We start from the raw sequence: 19,574 nt of genomic DNA on the forward strand, positions 1-19,574 counted from the left end.
TAAGGGGTGATGTCAGTTGATGGAAACGCGTTCGGCGTCCTTGAACAGGTCGCTGCCGGCGACCACGATGCGATCTCCCGGCTGCACGCCGGACAGGATCTCCACTTCGCCCAGGCTGCTCACGCCCAGTTGCACCGGGCGGCGCACGGCGGTGCTGCCATCCATGACGTAGGCATTGCCGGTGCCCTGTTCCACGAACGGGCCACGCTCCACTTTCAGCACGTCCTTGCGCGTATCCAGCAGCACGCGCACGGACATGCGCTGGCTCTGGCGCAGGCCGGCCGGCTGCTTGTCGGCGAAGCGCACGCGCGCGTTGACCTCGCCGTTGACCACCTCCGGCGACACCGCGCTGATTTCCCCGGCGAACGGCTGGCCGCTGCCGCTGGTCAGCTGCGCCGGCATGCCGATTGCCAGGTCGCGGGCGAAGCTTTCCGGAACCTTGATCTCGATTTCGAAGTTGGACAGGTCGACCACGCCCAGCACTGGCGCATTGGCGACCAGGTTGGTGTGCTGCACGGCCTGCACCTGGCCGACCTGGCCATCGAACGGTGCGCGCAGGGTCAGCGCGTCCACCTGGCGCTTGACCTCGGCCACCACCGCGCGCTGTCGGTCGGCGAGCAGGCGCTTGTTGCGCGCGTCCAGGTCGGCGCCCTGGCCCTGCAGGCGGGTGTCGGCCTGGGCGTTCACCAGGTTGATGTCGGCTTTCTTCAAGGCGTCCTGCGCGCGTGCCAGGTCGATCTGCGGCACCGCGCCGCCGTCGAAACCACGTTGGTAGCGCTGCAGGTCGCGCTCGGCGGCCACTTTCTCGATGCCGGCCTGGTCGGTGTCCTTGCGCGATTTGGCGCGGGTCAGGGTGGCATCCAGTGCGGCACGGCTGGATTCGGCTTCCAGCCCGGCCAGGGTTGCTTCTTCCTGTGCCAGCTTGCTGCGCAGTTCCGGACTGTCGATCAAGGCCAGCTCCTGGCCCTTCTTGACCACGTCACCGGCCACCACCTTCAGCGTGACCGTGCCGGCGGAGATCGCATACAGCACCGGGCTGTTGGCTGCGATCACCCGGCCGTCGGCGGCGATGTCGCGCACCAGATCGCCGCGTTCCACCTGCGCGATGCGTACCCGGCTGCTGTCGAACGAGCGGCTCGCGTTGAGCCAGCCGTGCACGGCAAAGGCGATGCCGGCCAGCACCAGCAGCGCGGCGAGCGCCGGCCAGCGGTAACGGCGCCAGGTGCTGGCGGCCGAACCGGGCGTGGCGGTGGAAACGATCTGGTCCTGGGCGGAAGTGTCACGGATCATCGAAGGGCCTGGGTGGTAGGACTGCCTGTAGGGAAGCAGGGAGCGTGCCAACTTTTCATCCCTTTACGATCAAGCAGTTGCGCTACTCGCGCGGGTGTCCGTGTGTCCGCGGACAGCCGCGCGGACACTTTCGTTAAGCGGCCAGGCGGCCAGGGCGGACAGCCACGCTAGAATGTGCGGATCAACACCAAGGGATGCGGGACTATGTGCGGAATCGTGGGTGCGATCGCTGATCGCGATGTGGTGCCGGTGCTCATCGAAGGCCTGAAGCGGCTGGAATACCGCGGCTACGATTCGTCGGGCATCGCCGTGCTTGAGCCCGGAGAGCGAGCGGAGATCCGCCGCGTACGCCGCACCGGCCGCGTCTCGGAGATGGCCTCTGCCGCCGGTGCCGAAGGCTTCAACAGCGTGCTCGGCATCGGGCATACCCGCTGGGCAACCCATGGCGGCGTCACCGAAGCAAACGCCCACCCGCACATCAGCGACGGGGTGGCGCTGGTGCACAACGGCATCATCGAAAACCACGAAGCGCAGCGCGAGAAGCTGCGTGCGCTCGGCTACGTATTCGAATCGCAGACCGATACCGAAGTCATCGCCCACCTGATGCACCATCACCTCAAGGATGGCGGCACCCTGCTTTCCGCGCTGCAGCGCACGGTCAAGGAGCTGACCGGCGCCTATGCGCTGGCGGTGATGAGCCGGGAAGAGCCGGAGCACTTCGTCTGCGCCCGCATGGGCTGCCCGCTGCTGGTCGGCCTGGGCGAGGGCGAGAATTTCGTCGCCTCCGATGTGTCGGCGATCATTTCGTCCACGCGCCGGGTGATCTTCCTGGAAGAGGGCGACACCGCCGACGTGCGCCGCGATGGCGTGCAGGTGTATGACGCGCATGACCAGCCCATTGATCGTGGCGAGCACCTGTCCGATGTCTCGCTGGCTTCGCTGGAACTCGGCCCGTATCGCCATTTCATGCAGAAGGAAGTGCATGAGCAGCCGCGCGCGCTGGGCGATACCATCGAAGCGGCGATCGACGCCGGCGGCTTCCCGGCCGAACTGTTCGGCAGGAATGCCGAGGCGGTGCTTTCGGGCGTCACCGGGGTGCAGATCCTGGCCTGTGGCACCAGCTACTACGCCGGCATGACCGCGCGTTACTGGATCGAATCGATCGCCGGCCTGCCGTGCAACGTGGAGATCGCCAGCGAATACCGCTACCGCGCTGCGTACGCGGATCCGAAGCACCTGGTGGTGACCCTTTCCCAGTCCGGCGAAACGCTGGATACGATGGAAGCGCTCAAGTACGCCAAGTCGCTGGGACACCTGCACACGCTGTCCATCTGCAACGTGCCGGAAAGTGCGATTCCGCGTGCCAGTGAACTGGTCTGCTACACCCGCGCCGGTGCCGAAATCGGCGTGGCCTCGACCAAGGCGTTCACCACCCAGCTGGCGGCGCTGTTCCAGCTGACCGTGGTGCTGGGCAAGCTGCATGGCCGTGTCGATGCCGCCCAGGAAGCGGACTACCTGGAGCAGCTGCGTTTCCTGCCGGGCAGCGTGCAGCACGCGCTGAACATGGAGCCCCAGATCGCCGCGTGGGCCGAGCGCTTCGCACGCAAGAGCAGCGCGCTGTTCCTGGGCCGCGGCCTGCATTATCCGATCGCGCTGGAAGGTGCGCTCAAGCTGAAGGAAATCACCTATATCCACGCCGAGGCGTACCCGGCCGGTGAGCTCAAGCACGGCCCGCTGGCGCTGGTGGACGAAGACATGCCGGTGGTGGTGATCGCGCCCAACGACAGCCTGCTGGAAAAGGTGAAATCCAACATGCAGGAAGTGCGCGCGCGTGGTGGCGAGCTGTTCGTGTTCGCCGACCAGGACAGCCACTTCGTCGAATCCGAAGGCGTGCACGTGATCCGCACCCCGCGCCATGCCGGTGTGCTGAGCCCGATCGTGCACACCATCCCGGTGCAGCTGCTGGCCTACCACACCGCTCTGGCGCGCGGCACCGACGTCGACAAACCGCGCAACCTGGCCAAGAGCGTAACGGTCGAGTAGATCCCCCAGGAAAGGGAACGGGGGCAGTCCCTCGCGGGCGGCTTTGAAGCTGCAGCTGGGGCGGGGCCGGGCGGGGAGGCTGGTCGGGGGACGGCAAAAACTGCCCCTCCGGGGTCCGGCCCAGCCGCTGGGCGGCTGTGCGTTCGGGCGCTTGCGAAGCGGTGCTTCGCAAGCAAAGCGCCCTCACCCATGCGGGCCTCGTTTCGCGCCATCCATGGCGCTCTACGCCCCCGCCCAGCCTCCCCGCCCGACCCCCTGACAGGTTCCGGTGGCCGCCACCCGCGCAAGAAAAAGAATAAAGGCAGGGGTCAGAGTCCTTTCGCGTAGCGAAAGGACTCTGACCCCATTTTTCTCCCACCCGTCCAATCCCTGCCTTGTCCATGGCCCCCTTGGACCTGTCGAAGGTGGGGCGGGGTGGCTGTGCAGGACCGTTTTTTTGCATGGATGCGAAAAGCGAGCCTACATGGATGTACTTGCGGCGTGTCCTGCACAGCCACCCCGCCCCGCCAAAGCGGCGTGCAGCTTTTGACGTTGACGTTGACGTCAAACCTCCTGCTTACTGCGCCGAAGCGCGGCCCGGCCCGCGGTAGCGCGCCAGCCAGTGCGCGTATGGCGCGGGCAGGGTCGTCCAGGCCGGGTTTTCGACCCCAAGTTCCTGTGCCAGCTGGTACGGGTAATGCGGGTTGGCCAGGTGCGCGCGGCCGATCATCACCAGGTCGCTCTGCTGCTGCTGCACGATGGATTCGGCTGCTTCAGCGCCATCCACGCACCAGCCCACCGCCACGGGAATACCGGCTTCATCGCGCACGCGCTGGGCAATCGGCGCCAGGAACGAAGGAGTACCCCACGGCACCACGCCGGTCGGGATGACGAAGTTGATGCTGACGTTGAGCAGGTCCAGCCCACGTTCGCGCATCTGGCGGACCAGTTGGATGGATTCAGCCAGGGTTTCTTCATCGCGCCCGTCGTATTCAATGACGCCCATGCGCGCGGTCAACGGCAGCTCGGCCGGCCATACCGCGCGTACCGCGGCAACCGTCTCCAGCAGGAAACGCGCGCGGTTGTCGAAACTCCCGCCATAGGTGTCATCGCGCTGGTTGCTATGGGCGGAGAAGAAACTCTGCGCCAGGTAACCGTGTGCGAAATGCAATTCCAGCCATTTGAAGCCGGCATCGCGCGCGCGTTCGGCGGCAGCGACGAAGTCAGCCTGCACGCGCTTGATGTCGTCAATCGTCATTTCCTGCGGCAGCTTGGACAGACCGCCGCCGAAGGCGATTGCCGACGGTGCCAGGGTCGGCCAGCCGCGCGCGTCATCTTCGGCGATATGGTCGTCGCCTTCCCACGGCAGGTTGGCGCTGGCCTTGCGTCCGGCATGCCCGATCTGGATGCCCGGTACGGCACCGGTCTCGGCAATGGCGGCGGCAATAAGGGCAAGTGCGTCAGCCTGCGCTTGGTTCCACAGGCCCAGGCAGCCGGGGGTGATGCGGCCTTCCGGCGATACGCCGGTGGCTTCCACGATCACCAAGCCGGCACCGCCGCGGGCCAGTCCGGTGTAGTGCGCCAGATGCCAGGCGTTGGGCACGCCATCGGTGGCGCTGTACTGGCACATCGGCGGTACCGCGATGCGGTTGCGCAGGGTCACGCCTTTCAGCTGGAACGGGGAGAACAGGTGGGACATGGGGACATCCGTGGAGGAGGGGGAGCGCGGCGCGGGGCACCGTGGACTGCCCTAACCATGGGGGGCGGCGCAGGCTGAATCCACCACGCTGCGACAGGACGCTGCATGCCATGGGTGCAGAGACAGAACAGGGTGCGCGGCATGCGTCATGCACAGCACAGGCGCCGGATTGCAACTGGGACACAACCCCGGTGTTCTGTCCGCATCTCGGCAGTGGGCGACGCATCTTGAGCGCGCTGCGTGGTCTGCGTTCAGCAGCGGTTTCTACGGCAGTGCCATTCTCTGGACGGTTGGTTGGTTCCACGATGCACTGTGCCATCGATGCCGGTAGTGACCGATGGTCGCAGTCGTAGAATCGAACCCGCCGGGGTGGGATTGAGCGATTGAACCCGCCCCGTTCGCGCTGCACCAGACGTGCGCTGGAAGGTCGGTCCCCGGGGAGGGGGCGCATCGGCAGAGCACATTTTTCGAATCAGTGACCTGCAACAGGAAACAAGAATGAACGTCCGCGAGCTGCTGCAATCCAAGAAAGAAGCTGTCATCACCATCGATTCCGAAGATACGATCGGTGCTGCCGCGCACAAGATGAGCGCCAACAAGATCGCTGCCCTGGTGGTGACCAAAGACGGTGCCCCGGTCGGCATCATTTCCGAGAAGGACATCGTGCGCAGCCTGGCCGATGACGGTCCGCAGGCCGGCCGTCGGGTGATTTCCAGCGTGCCGTCGACCGGCCTGGAAGGCATCGCGCCGGAGGCCACGCTGAAGCAGGCGATGTCCCTGATGACGTATTCGCGACGCCGCCACCTGATGGTGACCGAAGGCGCGACGCTGGTCGGCATCCTCAGCCTCGGCGATATCGTCAAGAACCTGCTGGGCGAGCTGGAACTGGAAAAGGCCGTGCTGCAGGACATCTACCTGGCCGCGCACTGACCCCTCGGCACATCGCGACATGGGAAGCCGGGCAGTGCCCGGCTTCTTCGTTTCAGGCCATGGAGACCGTCAGAAGGTGACCTTCACCGAATCGGCGCTGTACCGCGCTTCACCGTGATGGACCACTTCAATATTGTTGCCATCCGGGTCCAACACGAACGCGGCGTAATAGCCGGGATGATAGGGCCGTTCGCCCGGCGCGCCATTGTCCTTGCCGCCGGCCGCAAGCGCTGCCTTGTGGAACGCCTCGACGGTGGCACGGTCGCGTGACTGGAACGCCAGGTGGTGGCGGCCGGTCAGCTCGCCGGCGGCGGCGTCACTGTCGGCGCTGGAAATGAACAGCTCATCGGCCCAGAAGTAATCCTCGCCTTCGCCGGCGATGGGAATGCCGATGGTGTCGAACACCGCTTGGTAGAAGCGCCGGCTGGCGGCAAGATCGCGCACGATCAGCTGGATGTGGTCGATCAATCGCCCGCGATGCAGCTCGTTGGTTTCCATGCTCACGCTCCATGAAAAGGGGACGGAGGGGATTAAGTCGCTTGTGGCCCGATTGTGCCAGAAACGTCTTAATCCCCTCCGTCCCCTTTTTTCACGTCAGGCGTTGGAGATGATCTCGACCCAGTAGCCGTCCGGGTCCTTGATGAAGGCCAGGTGCTTCATGCGGCCGTCTTCCAGGCGCTTCTGGTAGGGCACCTGCAGGTCGTCGAAGCGCTTGCAGGCGGACTGGATGTCCGGCACCGAAACGCAGATATGGCCGAAGCCGCGCGGATCGCTGTTGCCATCGTGGTACACCGGGCCGTCCTGCGCTTCGGTGCCATGGTTGTGGGTCAGTTCCAGCACGCCGGAAAGGCCAGCCATCCACAGGCGGCGCTCGGCGTCCGACTCAGGCACCGGTGTGCCAGCCGGCAGCAGGGCCAGGAAGTACAGGCTGAATTGGGCCTCGGCAAAGTCGCGCTTGTCGATCAGCTGGTAGCCCAGCACGCGGGTGTAGAAGTCCAACGAAGCGGTCGCATCCTTCACCCGCAGCATGGTGTGGTTGAAGACGAAGCCGGCGGTCTCGGCCGGCGGCTGGGCGGCAACGCCGGGAACGGTCTGCAGGTCGGCAAGGGTCATGGGGGATCCTTCAGTGGCGGCGCCCGGAATGGCGCGATGCCCCATTCTACCGACCGGCGGATGACGACAGTCCGGCGTAGAATGCGTGCACCGCACCGTTCCACCACGGACAACGATTCCGCCATGTCGCAGCGTGAATGGGTGGCTGCCGCCATCCGCAAGATCGAGGCCGATTTCAACCGTTCGGCTGATACCCACCTGATTCCGATGGACCTGCCCGGGTTCGACGGCATCGAGGTGTACTTCAAGGACGAGTCCAGCCACCCCACCGGCAGCCTCAAGCACCGCCTCGCGCGTTCGCTGTTCCTGTACGCGCTGGCCAATGGCTGGCTGCGCGCGGGACGGCCGGTGATCGAAGCCTCCAGTGGTTCGACAGCGGTATCCGAAGCGTATTTCGCGCGTCTGCTCGGCCTGCCCTTCATCGCGGTGATGCCGGCCAGCACCTCCCCGGAGAAAATCGCCGCGATCGAGTTCCACGGCGGCCGCTGCCATCTGGTGCAGAGCGCGTGCGGCCTGAATGCCGCCTCCGAGCAGCTGGCGCGCGAGACCGGCGGCCACTTCATGGACCAGTTCACCTTCGCCGAGCGGGCCACTGACTGGCGCGCCAACAACAACATTGCCGAATCCATCTTCAAACAGATGGCCGAAGAGCCGCATCCCATACCGGAATGGATCGTCTGCAGCCCGGGCACCGGCGGTACCGCAGCCACGCTGGGGCGCTACGTCAGCTACCGTCGGCACGACACCCGCATCCTCTGCGCGGATCCTGAAGTGTCGGTGTTCTATGACGGCTACCGCGCCGCGCTGGCCGGTGAGCCGTGGCGGCAGCTGACCTGCGAAGGCGGTTCACGGGTGGAAGGCATCGGCCGTCCGCGGGTGGAGCCCAGCTTCATCCCGACCAGCGTGGACGCCATGGTGAAGGTGCCCGATGCACTGGCGCTGGCGGCCATGCGCCAGGTCAGCCGCCGCCTGGGGCGCCGTGTCGGCGGCTCCACCGGCACCAATTTCATCGGCGTACTGCAGGCCGCGCAGTGGATGCGTGAGGCAGGTCGCGGTGGCAGCATCGTCACCATCTTGTGTGACAGCGGCGAGCGCTACGCGCACAGCTATTACGATCCTTCCTGGTATGAACGGATGGGGATCGACGTGGTGGGCGCCGATGAGGTGCTTGCAGCGGTACTGGCAGGGGGCACCTTGCCGGCGCTGCCGATGAGCAGCCTGGAAACGCTCTGACCCCCTTGCCATCGCGGCGGCGCGGCGCCATATCCAGCAGCATGCCACCGCGCGTGGCGCCCGCTACTGGAGCCCCTATGACCGCCACCAACCCGTTGCTTGATTTCTCCGGCCTGCCGCGTTTCTCCGAGATCCGGCCTGAGCACATTGGACCGGCGCTTGACGTGTTGCTGGCCGACGCGGAAGCCGCCGTCGCCGCCGCCGAGCGGGTGCAGCCCGTGTCATGGGAATCCTTCGTGGTCCCGCTCGACGATGCCACCGAGCGACTCTGGCGGGCCTGGGGCCAGGTCGGTCACCTGCAGGCAGTAATGAACACGCCGGCGCTGCGTGAGGCCTACAACCAGAACCTGCCGCGGATAACCAACTTCGGCACCGCGCTGGGCCAAAACGTGGCACTGTTCCAGCAGTACCAAGCATTGGCATCCGCGGCCGAGGCAGCCGGCTTCGATGCGCCAAGACAAAAAGTGCTGGACAACACCCTGAGGGATTTCCGCCTGGGTGGCGCGGAACTCGATGGCGCCGACAAAGCGCGCTTCACCGCCATCAAGGAAGAACTGTCCGCGCTGGCGGCCAGGTTCTCGCAGAATGTGCTCGACGCGACCGACGCCTGGTCGTTGCTCGTCGAGGACGAAGCGCGCCTGGCGGGCCTGCCGCAGGATGTCCGGGCCGCTGCGCGCGCCGCCGCCGAAAAGGATGGCAAGGACGGTTGGAAACTGACCCTGCAGATGCCGTGCTACCTGCCAGTGCAGACCTATGCCGAAGACCGCGACCTGCGCGAGGCCCTGTATCGCGCCAGTGCGCAGCGCGCTTCGGAATTCGGTGATGGGTCGCTGGACAACAGTGGCAACATCGACCGCATCCTTGCCTTGCGTGCAGAGATGGCGGGGCTGCTTGGCTTCGCCTCTTATGCGGACTATTCCGTCGCCACCAAGATGGCGCAGGACCCGGCCGAGGTGCTGGCGTTCCTGCGCGATCTGGCGGCGCGTGCCAAGCCCTTCGCCGCCAAGGATCGCGCGGAACTGGAGCATTTCGCACGTGACACGCTGCGGCTGGACAACCTGCAGGCCTGGGACCTGGCATTCGCTGCGGACCGCTTGAAACAGGCGCGCTACAGCTACTCCGAGCAGGATGTAAAGCAGTACTTCACCGAACCCAAAGTGCTGGGCGGATTGTTCGCCGTGATTGAGCAGTTGTACGGGCTGCGGGTGCAGCCGGACAGCGCGCCGGTGTGGCACGACGACGTCCGCTTCTTCCGCCTGGTGGATGCGCAGGGAAGCCTGGTAGGCCAGTTCTACCTTGACCTGTATGCACGCGAAGGCAAGCGCGGCGGCGCGTGGATGGACGACTGCCGCAACCGTCGCGTGCGCGCCGATGGCAGCGTGCAGACGCCGGTGGTCTACCTGGTCTGCAACTTCGGCCGCGGTGCCGATGGCGCGCCGGCGACCTTCAGCCACAACGAGGTCACCACGCTGTTCCACGAAATGGGCCACGGCCTGCACCAGCTGTTGACGCGTATCGGCGAACTGGGCGTGGCAGGCATCAACGGCGTGGAGTGGGATGCGGTGGAGCTGCCCAGTCAGTTCATGGAAAACTTCTGCTGGGAGTGGAGCCACCTGCAGGGCATGACCGCGCACGTCGAAACCGGCGAACCGTTGCCGCGCGCGCTGTACGAAAAAATGCTGGCGGCGCGCAATTTCCACAGCGGCATGGCGACCGTGCGCCAGCTGGAATTCGGCTTGTTCGACATGCTGCTGCATGCTGCGCCCGGCGGCACGCAGGAGCCGGCGCTGGCGCTGCTGGAACGCGTGCGTGCGGAAGTGGCGGTGAACCACCCGCCGGAGTGGAACCGCTTCCCGCACCAGTTCAGTCATATCTTCGCTGGCGGCTATGCGGCGGGATATTACAGTTACAAGTGGGCCGAAGTGCTGAGCGCGGATGCCTATGCGGCGTTCGAAGAGGCGCCGGATGCCGTAGGGGCAACCGGCGCGCGGTTCCGCGATGAGATCATCGGGCGCGGTGGCAGCCGCAGTGCTGCGGAAAACTTCCAGGCGTTCCGCGGCCGCGCGCCGAACATCGACGCGCTGCTGCGGCATTCAGGGATGGGCGGCTGACGCAGCCGCAGGATCAGCGGTTCTGTGCCCGCTGGTCCTGCGCGAAGGTCAACATCATCCGTACCGCGGGACTGGTGCTGACGTCCGATGCGGTCTGCCCTTCTTTCGTGGCCAGAGCGAGGTCCGCACCCGCCTCGATCAGCAGTGCGACATTGTCTGGCCGCGATGCCGCTGCTGCGGCGATCAGCGGGGTGGCACCGTTGTAGGGCTGGGCCGAGTTGATGTCCACGCCTGCGGCAATCATGTCCTGCAGGATCGATGGATCCGGGCGGGCTGCCGCCTGGACCAGCGGGGTCAGGCCCTGCGCGTCCGGGGCCGTTGCGGACATCTCGTCCGCCAGCATCCTCTGGACATCCGCCCGTTGGCCATACACCACGGCGAGCAGCATGAGATCGCGCTTTTCCGGTACAGGAAATGCTGACGTAATCGCGCACGGAAGCGCGTCCAGTTCGCCAGCGGCGAGCGTCATCCCACTTGCCATCTTGAAGTGTGCCGTGTGCCAGGCGTCAGGTGCTTCCCGCGACTGGAGCGGATCGCTGGTATTGCCCACCCGGGTGGGGACGGGGCTGTGGACTGACAAACAGGAGGTGGGTGCCGGTGGAGCAGGGGCGGCCGCGGGCCGCGGTGCGGCCGGGGGTGCAGGCGAGATGGCTGGACTGACGGAGTGGAGCATGGGGTTTGGATTCCAAAGCGGCTGCGGTTTTTCGCTGCGGCGATGGTGCTTTCAACCGGACATGCCGGCTTTCAAAAAAGGGACGGAGATCCCTCCGTCCTTTCTCAATCCACGTAGATCATCTTGCGGGTCATCCCACCATCGATGACATGGTCCTGGCCGGTGATGAAGCCGCCCATGTCCGACAGCAGGAACACCGCCAGCGCGCCGATGTCGCCGGGCTGGCCGACCCGCCCCACCGGGTGCTGCGCGTGATCGGCCTTGGACAGCGACGGTGTACGCCGCCGCGCGGGCGCCTGCCAGGCAGCGGTGGCGATCCAGCCGGGGCTGATGCTGTTCACCCGCACCGCGGGCCCGGCGCTGAGTGCCAACGCGTGGGTGAAGGCGACCAGTCCGCCCTTCGCGGCGGCATACGCTTCACTGTCAGGTTCGGACATCTGCGCCCGCGTGGAGGCGATGTTGAGGATCGCGCCGCCTCCGTCCGCACCCAATGCAGGCAGTGCGTGCTTGCTGCACAGGAAAGCACCGTGCAGTGATGACAGCCGCCGCTGCCACTCGCTCCATTCCATGTCGGCCAGCGCGGGGCCATGTGCACCGGCGATTCCGGCGTTGTTGACCAGTCCGTCGATGCGACCGAAGCGCTTCAGGGCCGCGGCGATGAAGCCGCGCACGCTGGATTCGCTGGTGATATCCAGCTTGCGGAACGCGGTGTCGGCAGGACGATCCCATTCGACCAGGCAGGCCTTGCCCGCGTCCACGTCCAGGTCACCGATCATCACCTGGCCGCCCGCACCCAGCACCGCCTGCGCGATGCCGCGGCCGATGCCGTTGGCACCGCCGGTGACCAGCACCACCTTGCCCGCCAACGGCGCATTGGGCCAGGCGGATACGGCCGGTACGATGCTCATGACAGGTCCTGCCCGCGCAGGCGCCGCCACCAGCCCTCCACGCCAATGCGGTCCAGGGTCTGGATGTTGCGCTCCACGATCACATCCGGGTCCGGGAAGGCATCCACCGCACGTGCCACGCTGTCTTCGCGCAGCAGGTGGAGGATCGGGTAGGGCGCGCGGTTGGTGTAGTTGCTGGCATCGTCCGGCGCAACACCTTCGAACTGGTACTGCGGATGGAAGCTGGCCACCTGCAGGATGCCCTGCAGATCCAGTGCTTCGATGGCCGCGTCGGCGTTGTCGAGGAAATCGTTGTAGTCCAGGAAGTCGGTCAGCACGTCCGGATGGATGATCAGGGTCGTGTCGATCTGCTCGGGCGAGGCATCGCGCAGCAGCACCAGTTCTTCCGCCAACTGCTCAACCAGCGCTTCGGGCGTGGTGGCGTCGCTGAGCACGTACCGCACCTGCTCCTTTACGTACACCGCCTTGGCGAAGGGGCACAGGTTCAAGCCGATGACGATGCGCTCCAGCCACAGGCGGGTAGCGGCAACGGGGTCTTCGGCGGGCGGCCCTTCGGACGAAACAACGGAGTCGGTCATGGCGGGCTCGGCAGGCGGGCGGGGAGGTGGGTGATCAGTCGCGGAAGTTGTCGAACTGCAGCGGCAGTTCGAAGTCGTTCTTGCGCAGCAGGGCCATCGCGTCCTGCAGGTCATCGCGCTTCTTGCCGGTCACCCGCAGCTTGTCGCCGTTGATCTGGCTTTCCACCTTCAGCTTGGCTTCCTTCAGCGTGGCGGCGATCTTCTTGGCGATCTTCTGCTCGATACCCTGCTTGACGGTGATCTTCTGCCGGGCGCCGGCGACGTTGGTTTCCACCTCGCCGAATTCCAGGCTCTTGGTGTCGATCTGGCGGGCGGACATGCGGGCGCGCAGGATGTCGGTCATCTGCTGCAGCTGGAATTCGCTGGGAGCGCTCTGCGAGATCACGCTGTCTTCCAGCTCGAACTTCGCGGCCACGCCCTTGAAATCAAAGCGCGTGGTCAGTTCACGGTTGGCCTGGTCGACCGCATTGACCAGCTCGTGCTTGTCCACTTCGGAGACGACGTCGAAAGAGGGCATGGGGAAACTCCTGGATTCAGTGCCCCCATTCTACCCAACCCGCCTTGGAAGGTCGGCGTGGCAGGGCGATAATGGGCCATGAACGCCCCTGCCTCCCCTTCGCGCGCCGTCATCTGGATGGTTGCCGCCGTCGCCTGTTTCTCGCTGATGGACGCGGGCATGAAGCAGCTGGCGGCCGGATATCCTTCGCTGCAGGTGACCTTCCTGCGCGGCGCCGCCTCGCTGCCGTTCGTGCTGGTCTGGGTGCTGGCCAGTGCCGGACCGCGTTCATTGATTCCCAAGCGCTGGGGCCTGCACCTGCTGCGCGGCGTGCTGGGCATGGTGATGATCGGCTGCTTCGTGTTCGCCCTGCGCGACCTGCCGCTTTCAACCGCCTACAGCATCTATTTCGTCGCCCCGCTGATCATCGCAGCGCTGTCGGTGCCGCTGCTGGGCGAGCGTGTGGGACCGCGGCGCTGGGTGGCCATCGGCATTGGCCTGCTCGGGGTCATCGTGGTGCTGCGGCCAGGGGTGGACGGGTTCATTTCCATTCCCGGACTGATGGTGCTGGTCGCGGCCACGGCCTATGCGGTGGCCGCCATCACCGTCAGCCTGTTGACCCGCACCGACACCTCGCAATCGATGGTGGTGTGGTTCCTGGTGATCATGGGGATCGGGGCCGGTGCACTGGCCTGGCCGGAGTGGGTACCGATGCAGCTGGCCGATGCCCCGCTGGTAGCCGGCATGGGGCTGGCCGGGGCACTGGGACAGATCGCGCTGACCCGCGCCTTCCAGCTGGGCGAGGCGTCGATGATCGCGCCACTGGAGTACACCGGGCTGGTCTGGGTGATCGGCTGGGATCTGTTGTTCTGGCAGCAGTTGCCCGATGCATGGACCTGGAGCGGGGCGGCCATCATCGTGGCATCAGGCCTGTACCTGCTGCACCGCGAGCGGGTGAACCGCCAGCAGCCACCCAAGCCGCTGGACCACCCGTGAGCCCGGTGGGCGTTGAGCCCACCGGTTCCTCATGGCGGCGCCACCGGCACCCCGTCAGCCGATGCGGTCGATGATGCGCTGGTTGGCGCGCACCAGCGCGTCTGTCAGCTGGGCAGACAGCGCTCGCGTCCGGGCCAGCAGACGATCGATCGACAGGATCTGCAACCGGTTTATTTCAGAGGCGAGGCTGCCGGTGCTCTGCAGCGCCTGCCTGTTGTCGTCCAACACGGTTTCGATCGCCATGACGCCAGCGCGGATGCGCTGCACGCAGCTGGCGTAGGCACTTATTTGGGTATCGGCCAGCGCGGCAACGCGGTCGGCCCGTGTCACCGCGGCACAGGCCGACTCCAGTGTCGCCAGCGGCTGCTGTCCGGGGGTTATCTGCTGGCAGTGCTGCAGCAGCGCGCTTCCGGCTCCGGTCGCGGGCGTGCTGACGTGGCTTGCCTGGCGCACCAGGCGCAGCCGGGCGGCGGGCCCTGCCGACGGGCTTGCGCTGCAGCCAGGGTCCAGTTCGAGCAGGGCGCCCAGCCATGCGCCCACGGCGTCGCCGTCGCCGATCATGTCGGCCAGCTGGGCCAGCTTGCGCGGTTCCAGCACGTCGCCCGGGATGCGGTCGGGGTGACCGGCCGCGCTGCACCAGACCAGGCTGTCCAGCAGCCGCTCCTTGTCGCCGCCCGTGCGCTGGTCCAGGTAGTGGACGGCCCGCAGCGCGGCGGCCATGCTTTCCACCTGCACCGCATCGCGGTCCTGTGCCTGACCGGCATGGATACGCCACAAGGTCACCCCTGCCAGCGCCGTGGTGGCCAGGCCAGCGCTGCCCAGCACCAGCATGGCGCGGGGCGCGGGCGCAGCGCCGGAGCCGGTTGGCACGGCGGCATAGGCGGTTGCCGAGCACGCATCGGGCTGGGCATCGCCGGGACGGCCCTGGGCTGCCAGCAGCAGGCCGCCGGTCAACCAGTGCAGAGGCGAGCCAAGCCGCATCCGGGTCAGCGTGGCGCGTTCGGCGCCATTGCCGCTGCGGCCAGCGCTCGCTGCAACCGCTCCTGCCTGCGTGGCCGCAGCCCGCGCATCGGCGCGGCAGGTGCTGCGATCCAGATCGCGCCGGGTGCGGTGGCTCATGAACTGCTCGAATACCTGCGCCACGGACCGGCCCGGCGCGCGCCCATGCACCAGGCGCTGCAGTGCGCGCAGTCCGGGCTCACTCTGCAGGGTGAGCCGTTCATCGACCTGGGCGATCAACCTGGCGTGTGCTGCGGTCTGCTGTAGCAGGGCTTCACTGGCATGCGGAGTGCCCGTTTCTCTCGCCAGGCCGGCCAGGAACAGCGCGCTGGCCACCGGGCGTTGTTCCATCAGCCTGTGCACGATGGTGCTGTCAGGTGTGTGAGCAGATCGATGGGGGCGCGTGGCGGATTCGCGCAGGCCCGCGTTGCCCCACTGGCGCGGATGCCTCGGCGCCACGTCGGGCCGAGGGGGCAGGATCGGGGTGGACGGCTCGCGAAGGACGGTCGCAGTGATCGCACTCTGGCTCAACATCGGAATCCTCTTTGCGGTGATAACGTTGAGCACGAAGTCTTGTTCGCGACCCGCGCCAATAGCCAGCGTCTTGCCCGGATTCAGACGTGTCCTATTGCGCGACCCGCGTCACCAGTGGGTCTGGGTGGTCCGGCCACCCAGGGCGGGCTTGGGACCGATCATGGCGAAGGCGACAGTTGGCCGCGCGGGAGGCCTGTCACGTGGCTTAGAACCATCCGGAATATCATTCGTCTCACCGGCATAGGCGGAAGACCGTCCGCGCTGGTAGGCTGCACGCCCCCCTCCAATGCCCATCCGGTGAGCTGCTGCCGTGATCGAGTTCCAGCGCCTGCACAAATCCTATGCCATGGCCGGCCGCGCCGTCAGTGCGCTGCAGCCCCTGGACCTGACCGTCGAGTCCGGCGAAGTGTTCGGCATCATCGGCCACTCCGGCGCAGGAAAATCGACCCTCATCCGCATGATCAACCGGCTGGAGGAGCCCAGCGGCGGACGCCTGCTCATCGCAGGGGAAGACGTCACCGCCCTGGATGCGTCCGGCTTGCGTGCGCTGCGTCGGCGCATCGGGATGATCTTCCAGCACTTCAACCTGCTGTCCTCGCGCACGGTAGCGTCCAACGTGGGCTTCCCGCTGGAACTGGCCGGCACGCCACGGGCGCAGATCGACGCCCGGGTGGCCGAACTGCTGCAGACCGTCGGCCTGCAGGCGCATGCGGACAAGTACCCGGCACAGCTGTCCGGTGGGCAGAAGCAGCGGGTCGGCATCGCGCGCGCGCTCGCCACCGGCCCACGGATCCTGCTGTGCGACGAGGCCACCAGTGCACTGGATCCGCAGACTACCGCCTCGGTGCTTGGGCTGCTGTCGAAGATCAACCGGGAACTGGGCCTGACCATCGTGCTGATCACCCATGAAATGGATGTGATCCGTCGGGTCTGCGACCGCGTGGCCGTGCTTGATGCCGGTGAGCTGGTGGAGGTGGGGCCGGTCACCGATGTGTTCCTGCATCCGCAGCATCCGACCACGCGCCGTTTCGTCAGCGAATCCGAACACATCGACGAGGGCACGCTGCACGGTGACTTCGATACCGTTGGCGGCACCATCGTGCGGCTGACCTTCCTTGGTGCTGACACCTACCAGCCGCTGCTGGGCAGCGTCGCCCGCCAGACCGGCGTGGACTACAACATCCTGTCAGGCCGCATCGACCGCATCAAGGACACCCCGTACGGGCAGCTGATCGTGTCGCTGGTCGGCGGCGACCAGGCTGCCGCGCAACAGGCATTCGCCGCCGCGGGCGTGCACGTAGAGGAACTGCGCCGATGATCTTCGCAAGCAACGGCGGCTTCTTCCGCCACCTGGACGCCGGCAAATGGGCCGACATCGGCCAGGCCACCGTCGACACGCTGCTGATGCTGGCCGGGTCGCTGCCGCTGACCCTGGCCATCGGCCTGCCGCTCGGCGTGCTGTTGTACCTGTTCGGCTCACCGCAACTGCGGCGCAGGCCGGTAGCCTACGGCGCGCTGGCGCTGGTGGTGAACCTGCTGCGTTCGGTGCCTTTCATCATCCTGATGATCGTGCTGATCCCGGTCACGTTGGGGCTCATGGGCACCTCGCTGGGCGTACGTGGTGCGATCGTGCCGCTGGTGATCGGCGCAGCGCCGTTCTACGCACGGTTGGTGGAAACGGCATTGCGTGAAGTGGACCGAGGGGTGATCGAGGCGACCCAGGCGATGGGTGCCACCACCTGGCAGCTGGTGACCCGCGTATTGTTGCCCGAAGCCCGCCCCGGCCTGATCGCCGGCGCGACGGTGACCACCGTCGCCCTGATCGGTTTCACTGCGATGGGCGGTGCGATCGGGTCCGGTGGCCTGGGGGATCTCGCATTCCGCGATGGTTACCAGCGCTCGCATACCGACGTGGCGCTGGTTACCGTGGTGCTGCTGCTGGTGCTGGTGCAGCTGCTGCAGATGGTAGGCGACAGGTTGGTCGCCCATTTCAGCCGGAAGTAGTCAGCGCAGCGTGCTGCCTACCAGGGATTGCCGAAGCACCACGACTTCCCATAGCTCCTCGGGAAGCACCGGTCCCAGCTCCAGGAATTCCGGAGGTATCGGTTGGTTCGGGCCGATATTTTCAAGTTTCGGGATGTAGTCGTTGCTGAAAGGCTTTTTGGGATAGTTCGACCATGGCGGCAGCAGCGGATGGAACGCGTTGCCCGGCAGCCGCTGCAGCCTGTGATCTTCGTGCGTACGTGCATGCAGGTCGCCGTCGGGCGAAAGGAACAAGCGCCACTCGCCTGCACCGTCGCCGTGCCGGCTGTAGATGCGGTCGGCGGTCCATTCCCATTTCTGGTCCCGGTTGGTCGTGCAGGGGCGGGTGACGACGTGGCCGCCATTGGACTGCCCACTCCCGAGGACCTGCATGCACTGACCTGATCCCCGGTTGAAGTAGCGGCCGTGCACGTCGAACTGCCACTGCGCGAGGGTATCGTCCAACCATCCGGGCCGCGTGACATCGGGACACGGGGCGCTGACGACGCTTCCTCCGTTGTCACGCAGGCATCCACCGATGCCCGCTTTGGACTGGATGAAGACGGTCGGCTCCGCGGTCAGGTAGACCGAACGGGTATCCACGCTGACATGGGTGCCCGGCTGCACGCCGGGGTCGTCTGCAGGCGCTGAGCCTATTCCCAGGTAACGCCGGTTCCGGATACCGCCCGCCGCGCCGATGGTCAGGACGTTGCGGTAGCTGCCGGGCACGATCCATTCGGACACGCCGACCGGGGTGCTCTGGCGCATCGTCGACGTCATCTTCTGCGTCGTCGGCGGATTGCCGAAGTAGCGAGCATCGCCCGCCACATAGCCGGCCAACGGCAGGGTCCACTCGGACTTCATTGATCCATCGGGAAGTTTCTGAAGCCCATCCTGCAAGGCATAGTCCTTGATCTTGAAGGCAACACTGGAGGTTTCTGTCACCTGGCGCCCGAAGGTGAAGCTGAAGGCCGACTTCGCGGCGAAGTTGGTCACCTTGTCCTGCAAGCCGGCGCTGGTCTCGGGGCTGAATGCCGACCCGAATGACGTCACGCTGCTGTGCGTTGCTGAAATGTCCAGGTCCGTGCTGGCGTCACCCTTGGGCAGCCAGTCCGTCAATTTCGGTGCGCCGGAGCCGGCCTGGTCCATCCGTACGGTGTGCTGGAAGGCATACCGGTCAGGAATGACGACGAAGGGGGGCACGTTGCCATTCTCATGCGGCTTGAGCACATGGATGGAGCGTGCCACGACCTTCAGCGTATTGAATGACGGGCCTACGCTGCGGGCCACCTGGGCACGCAGGGTAACGGTGCTGCCATTGCCGGAGCTGCCGGTCTGGGTATTGATGAACACCAGTTCCGGCAGGCTTGCCGTCTCCTGCGGCGTGGGAGTCGCCAGCGCCGCGTTACGCGCGGCCAGTGGGTCGCGCACGACGTCGCCCATCTGCCGTACCAGCAGCTGGCATTGCGCCGCCGAGCAGGCAGATGCCTCGGTAGTGATGATGTGCGGGCTTCCCTCTGCGGTTTTTACGTAGAGCGCAAAGGGGGCCGGCGAGGCCGCGGAGAACAGTTCCTGCAGGACCGCATCCGTGGCAGCGGATCGGGCTCCGCGCACGATAGCCACCGGTTGCCCGCGATGGTAGGCCTGCGCGGCCTCGCGGTAGCTGTCCGGGTCGTCCAGCGCGGTGTCGAGGAACCACGCGAGGTGTGCCTCATCAGTGGCCGGCGTTGCGTGGGAGACCGGGGCGCCTCCCAACAGATGGGCGAGCTGGTGCAGGGCCAGGCTGCCGTGGTCGTAAGGCGGAGCAGCAGGTGCACTGGCGCCTGTCGCGGATGCCAGCGCCAGGCTGGCGGCGAGGATCGAGCGCTTCATCATGTTCTCCACGAGAGATGCAATGCCGGGCGCGTTTCGGGCCCGGCATTGCATCTCTCGTGGAGAACGTCGTCAGATCATGACGTGCGCTGAGACGC

The 19,574-nt window shown here is 66.3% G+C and carries 17 protein-coding genes; 7 read left to right on the plus strand and 10 right to left on the minus strand.

The window, feature by feature from the left end; all coding sequences use genetic code 11:
* Positions 1 to 12: 12 nt before the first annotated feature.
* Entirely contained in the window at positions 13 to 1,290 is a 1,278-nt protein-coding gene (locus IFT63_RS00180; protein ID WP_042614583.1) for an efflux RND transporter periplasmic adaptor subunit, read from the minus strand.
* 204 nt (positions 1,291 to 1,494) lie between these two features.
* Between IFT63_RS00180 and glmS the strand changes: the two genes are divergently transcribed.
* Positions 1,495 to 3,333, plus strand: a complete 1,839-nt coding sequence (gene glmS / locus IFT63_RS00185) for a glutamine--fructose-6-phosphate transaminase (isomerizing) (RefSeq protein ID WP_192082868.1) — start codon at positions 1,495 to 1,497, stop codon at positions 3,331 to 3,333.
* A gap of 556 nt (positions 3,334 to 3,889) precedes the next feature.
* Here the strand turns inward: glmS and IFT63_RS00190 are convergent.
* A complete protein-coding gene (locus tag IFT63_RS00190; RefSeq protein ID WP_192082869.1) occupies positions 3,890 to 5,011 on the minus strand; it encodes an NADH:flavin oxidoreductase/NADH oxidase in 1,122 nt (373 codons plus the stop codon).
* A gap of 498 nt (positions 5,012 to 5,509) precedes the next feature.
* On the opposite strand from IFT63_RS00190, the gene IFT63_RS00195 reads away from it, so the two are divergent.
* On the plus strand, positions 5,510 to 5,941 hold the full coding sequence (locus IFT63_RS00195; RefSeq protein ID WP_101098874.1) for a CBS domain-containing protein: 432 nt from the start codon (positions 5,510 to 5,512) through the stop codon (positions 5,939 to 5,941).
* Positions 5,942 to 6,010: 69 nt separating this feature from the next.
* On the opposite strand, the gene IFT63_RS00200 is transcribed toward IFT63_RS00195, so the two are convergent.
* Together IFT63_RS00200 and gloA are read right to left on the minus strand one after the other, a co-directional pair.
* A complete protein-coding gene (locus IFT63_RS00200; RefSeq protein ID WP_192082870.1) occupies positions 6,011 to 6,439 on the minus strand; it encodes a VOC family protein in 429 nt (142 codons plus the stop codon).
* 96 nt (positions 6,440 to 6,535) lie between these two features.
* Positions 6,536 to 7,054 carry a lactoylglutathione lyase gene (gene gloA / locus IFT63_RS00205; protein WP_042614309.1) on the minus strand — a complete coding sequence of 173 codons (519 nt, stop codon included), beginning with the start codon at positions 7,052 to 7,054 and terminating at the stop codon, positions 6,536 to 6,538.
* A 123-nt stretch (positions 7,055 to 7,177) separates the two neighbouring features.
* On the opposite strand from gloA, the gene IFT63_RS00210 reads away from it, so the two are divergent.
* Both IFT63_RS00210 and IFT63_RS00215 read left to right on the plus strand, forming a co-directional pair.
* Positions 7,178 to 8,287 carry a PLP-dependent cysteine synthase family protein gene (locus tag IFT63_RS00210; protein ID WP_042614332.1) on the plus strand — a complete coding sequence of 370 codons (1,110 nt, stop codon included), beginning with the start codon at positions 7,178 to 7,180 and terminating at the stop codon, positions 8,285 to 8,287.
* A 77-nt stretch (positions 8,288 to 8,364) separates the two neighbouring features.
* A complete protein-coding gene (locus IFT63_RS00215) occupies positions 8,365 to 10,398 on the plus strand; it encodes a M3 family metallopeptidase (RefSeq protein ID WP_192082871.1) in 2,034 nt (677 codons plus the stop codon).
* Between the two features lie 13 nt (positions 10,399 to 10,411).
* Here the strand turns inward: IFT63_RS00215 and IFT63_RS17705 are convergent, their stop codons facing one another.
* From IFT63_RS17705 to IFT63_RS00235, 4 genes are all read right to left on the minus strand, one after another.
* Complete coding sequence (locus IFT63_RS17705; RefSeq protein ID WP_152620663.1) at positions 10,412 to 11,071, minus strand: ankyrin repeat domain-containing protein; 660 nt, start codon at positions 11,069 to 11,071, stop codon at positions 10,412 to 10,414.
* Positions 11,072 to 11,175: 104 nt separating this feature from the next.
* Positions 11,176 to 11,979 (minus strand): SDR family oxidoreductase, encoded by an 804-nt coding sequence (locus IFT63_RS00225; protein WP_192082872.1) that lies wholly within the window; start codon positions 11,977 to 11,979, stop codon positions 11,176 to 11,178.
* Positions 11,976 to 12,557, minus strand: coding sequence for a DUF1415 domain-containing protein (locus tag IFT63_RS00230; RefSeq protein WP_192082873.1), 582 nt, complete (start codon positions 12,555 to 12,557; stop codon positions 11,976 to 11,978). Before IFT63_RS00230 ends, IFT63_RS00225 begins: the two co-directional genes overlap by 4 nt.
* A gap of 34 nt (positions 12,558 to 12,591) precedes the next feature.
* A complete protein-coding gene (locus tag IFT63_RS00235; protein ID WP_042614313.1) occupies positions 12,592 to 13,074 on the minus strand; it encodes a YajQ family cyclic di-GMP-binding protein in 483 nt (160 codons plus the stop codon).
* Between the two features lie 78 nt (positions 13,075 to 13,152).
* Here IFT63_RS00235 and IFT63_RS00240 point away from each other — a divergent pair, with 78 nt between their 5' ends.
* Entirely contained in the window at positions 13,153 to 14,049 is an 897-nt protein-coding gene (locus tag IFT63_RS00240; protein ID WP_182657351.1) for a DMT family transporter, read from the plus strand.
* A gap of 54 nt (positions 14,050 to 14,103) precedes the next feature.
* Here the strand turns inward: IFT63_RS00240 and IFT63_RS00245 are convergent, their stop codons facing one another.
* Positions 14,104 to 15,399 carry a hypothetical protein gene (locus IFT63_RS00245; RefSeq protein WP_192082874.1) on the minus strand — a complete coding sequence of 432 codons (1,296 nt, stop codon included), beginning with the start codon at positions 15,397 to 15,399 and terminating at the stop codon, positions 14,104 to 14,106.
* A gap of 493 nt (positions 15,400 to 15,892) precedes the next feature.
* Here IFT63_RS00245 and IFT63_RS00250 point away from each other — a divergent pair, with 493 nt between their 5' ends.
* Together IFT63_RS00250 and IFT63_RS00255 are read left to right on the plus strand one after the other, a co-directional pair.
* Positions 15,893 to 16,900, plus strand: coding sequence for an ATP-binding cassette domain-containing protein (locus tag IFT63_RS00250; RefSeq protein ID WP_192082875.1), 1,008 nt, complete (start codon positions 15,893 to 15,895; stop codon positions 16,898 to 16,900).
* The gene (locus tag IFT63_RS00255; protein WP_192082876.1) at positions 16,897 to 17,586 is read left to right on the plus strand and encodes a methionine ABC transporter permease; all 690 of its coding nucleotides are present in this window, start codon (positions 16,897 to 16,899) and stop codon (positions 17,584 to 17,586) included. The genes IFT63_RS00250 and IFT63_RS00255 overlap by 4 nt, the downstream gene beginning before the upstream one ends.
* Here the strand turns inward: IFT63_RS00255 and IFT63_RS00260 are convergent, their stop codons facing one another.
* Positions 17,587 to 19,476 carry a ricin-type beta-trefoil lectin domain protein gene (locus IFT63_RS00260; protein WP_192082877.1) on the minus strand — a complete coding sequence of 630 codons (1,890 nt, stop codon included), beginning with the start codon at positions 19,474 to 19,476 and terminating at the stop codon, positions 17,587 to 17,589.
* Positions 19,477 to 19,574: the final 98 nt, after the last annotated feature.

Source organism: Stenotrophomonas sp. CFBP 13724 (genome assembly GCF_014841975.1).
GTDB lineage: Bacteria > Pseudomonadota > Gammaproteobacteria > Xanthomonadales > Xanthomonadaceae > Stenotrophomonas > Stenotrophomonas lacuserhaii.

Coding starts and splice junctions, on each gene's coding strand:
- IFT63_RS00240 (WP_182657351.1), top strand. CDS start 13,153: ATGAACGCCCCTGCCTCCCCTTCGCGCGCCGTCATCTGGATGGTTGCC.
- IFT63_RS00180 (WP_042614583.1), bottom strand. CDS start 1,290: ATGATCCGTGACACTTCCGCCCAGGACCAGATCGTTTCCACCGCCACG.
- IFT63_RS00235 (WP_042614313.1), bottom strand. CDS start 13,074: ATGCCCTCTTTCGACGTCGTCTCCGAAGTGGACAAGCACGAGCTGGTC.
- IFT63_RS00200 (WP_192082870.1), bottom strand. CDS start 6,439: ATGGAAACCAACGAGCTGCATCGCGGGCGATTGATCGACCACATCCAG.
- IFT63_RS00195 (WP_101098874.1), top strand. CDS start 5,510: ATGAACGTCCGCGAGCTGCTGCAATCCAAGAAAGAAGCTGTCATCACC.
- gloA (WP_042614309.1), bottom strand. CDS start 7,054: ATGACCCTTGCCGACCTGCAGACCGTTCCCGGCGTTGCCGCCCAGCCG.
- IFT63_RS00255 (WP_192082876.1), top strand. CDS start 16,897: ATGATCTTCGCAAGCAACGGCGGCTTCTTCCGCCACCTGGACGCCGGC.
- IFT63_RS00190 (WP_192082869.1), bottom strand. CDS start 5,011: ATGTCCCACCTGTTCTCCCCGTTCCAGCTGAAAGGCGTGACCCTGCGC.
- IFT63_RS00230 (WP_192082873.1), bottom strand. CDS start 12,557: ATGACCGACTCCGTTGTTTCGTCCGAAGGGCCGCCCGCCGAAGACCCC.
- glmS (WP_192082868.1), top strand. CDS start 1,495: ATGTGCGGAATCGTGGGTGCGATCGCTGATCGCGATGTGGTGCCGGTG.
- IFT63_RS00210 (WP_042614332.1), top strand. CDS start 7,178: ATGTCGCAGCGTGAATGGGTGGCTGCCGCCATCCGCAAGATCGAGGCC.
- IFT63_RS00260 (WP_192082877.1), bottom strand. CDS start 19,476: ATGAAGCGCTCGATCCTCGCCGCCAGCCTGGCGCTGGCATCCGCGACA.
- IFT63_RS00245 (WP_192082874.1), bottom strand. CDS start 15,399: ATGGAACAACGCCCGGTGGCCAGCGCGCTGTTCCTGGCCGGCCTGGCG.
- IFT63_RS00225 (WP_192082872.1), bottom strand. CDS start 11,979: ATGAGCATCGTACCGGCCGTATCCGCCTGGCCCAATGCGCCGTTGGCG.
- IFT63_RS17705 (WP_152620663.1), bottom strand. CDS start 11,071: ATGCTCCACTCCGTCAGTCCAGCCATCTCGCCTGCACCCCCGGCCGCA.
- IFT63_RS00215 (WP_192082871.1), top strand. CDS start 8,365: ATGACCGCCACCAACCCGTTGCTTGATTTCTCCGGCCTGCCGCGTTTC.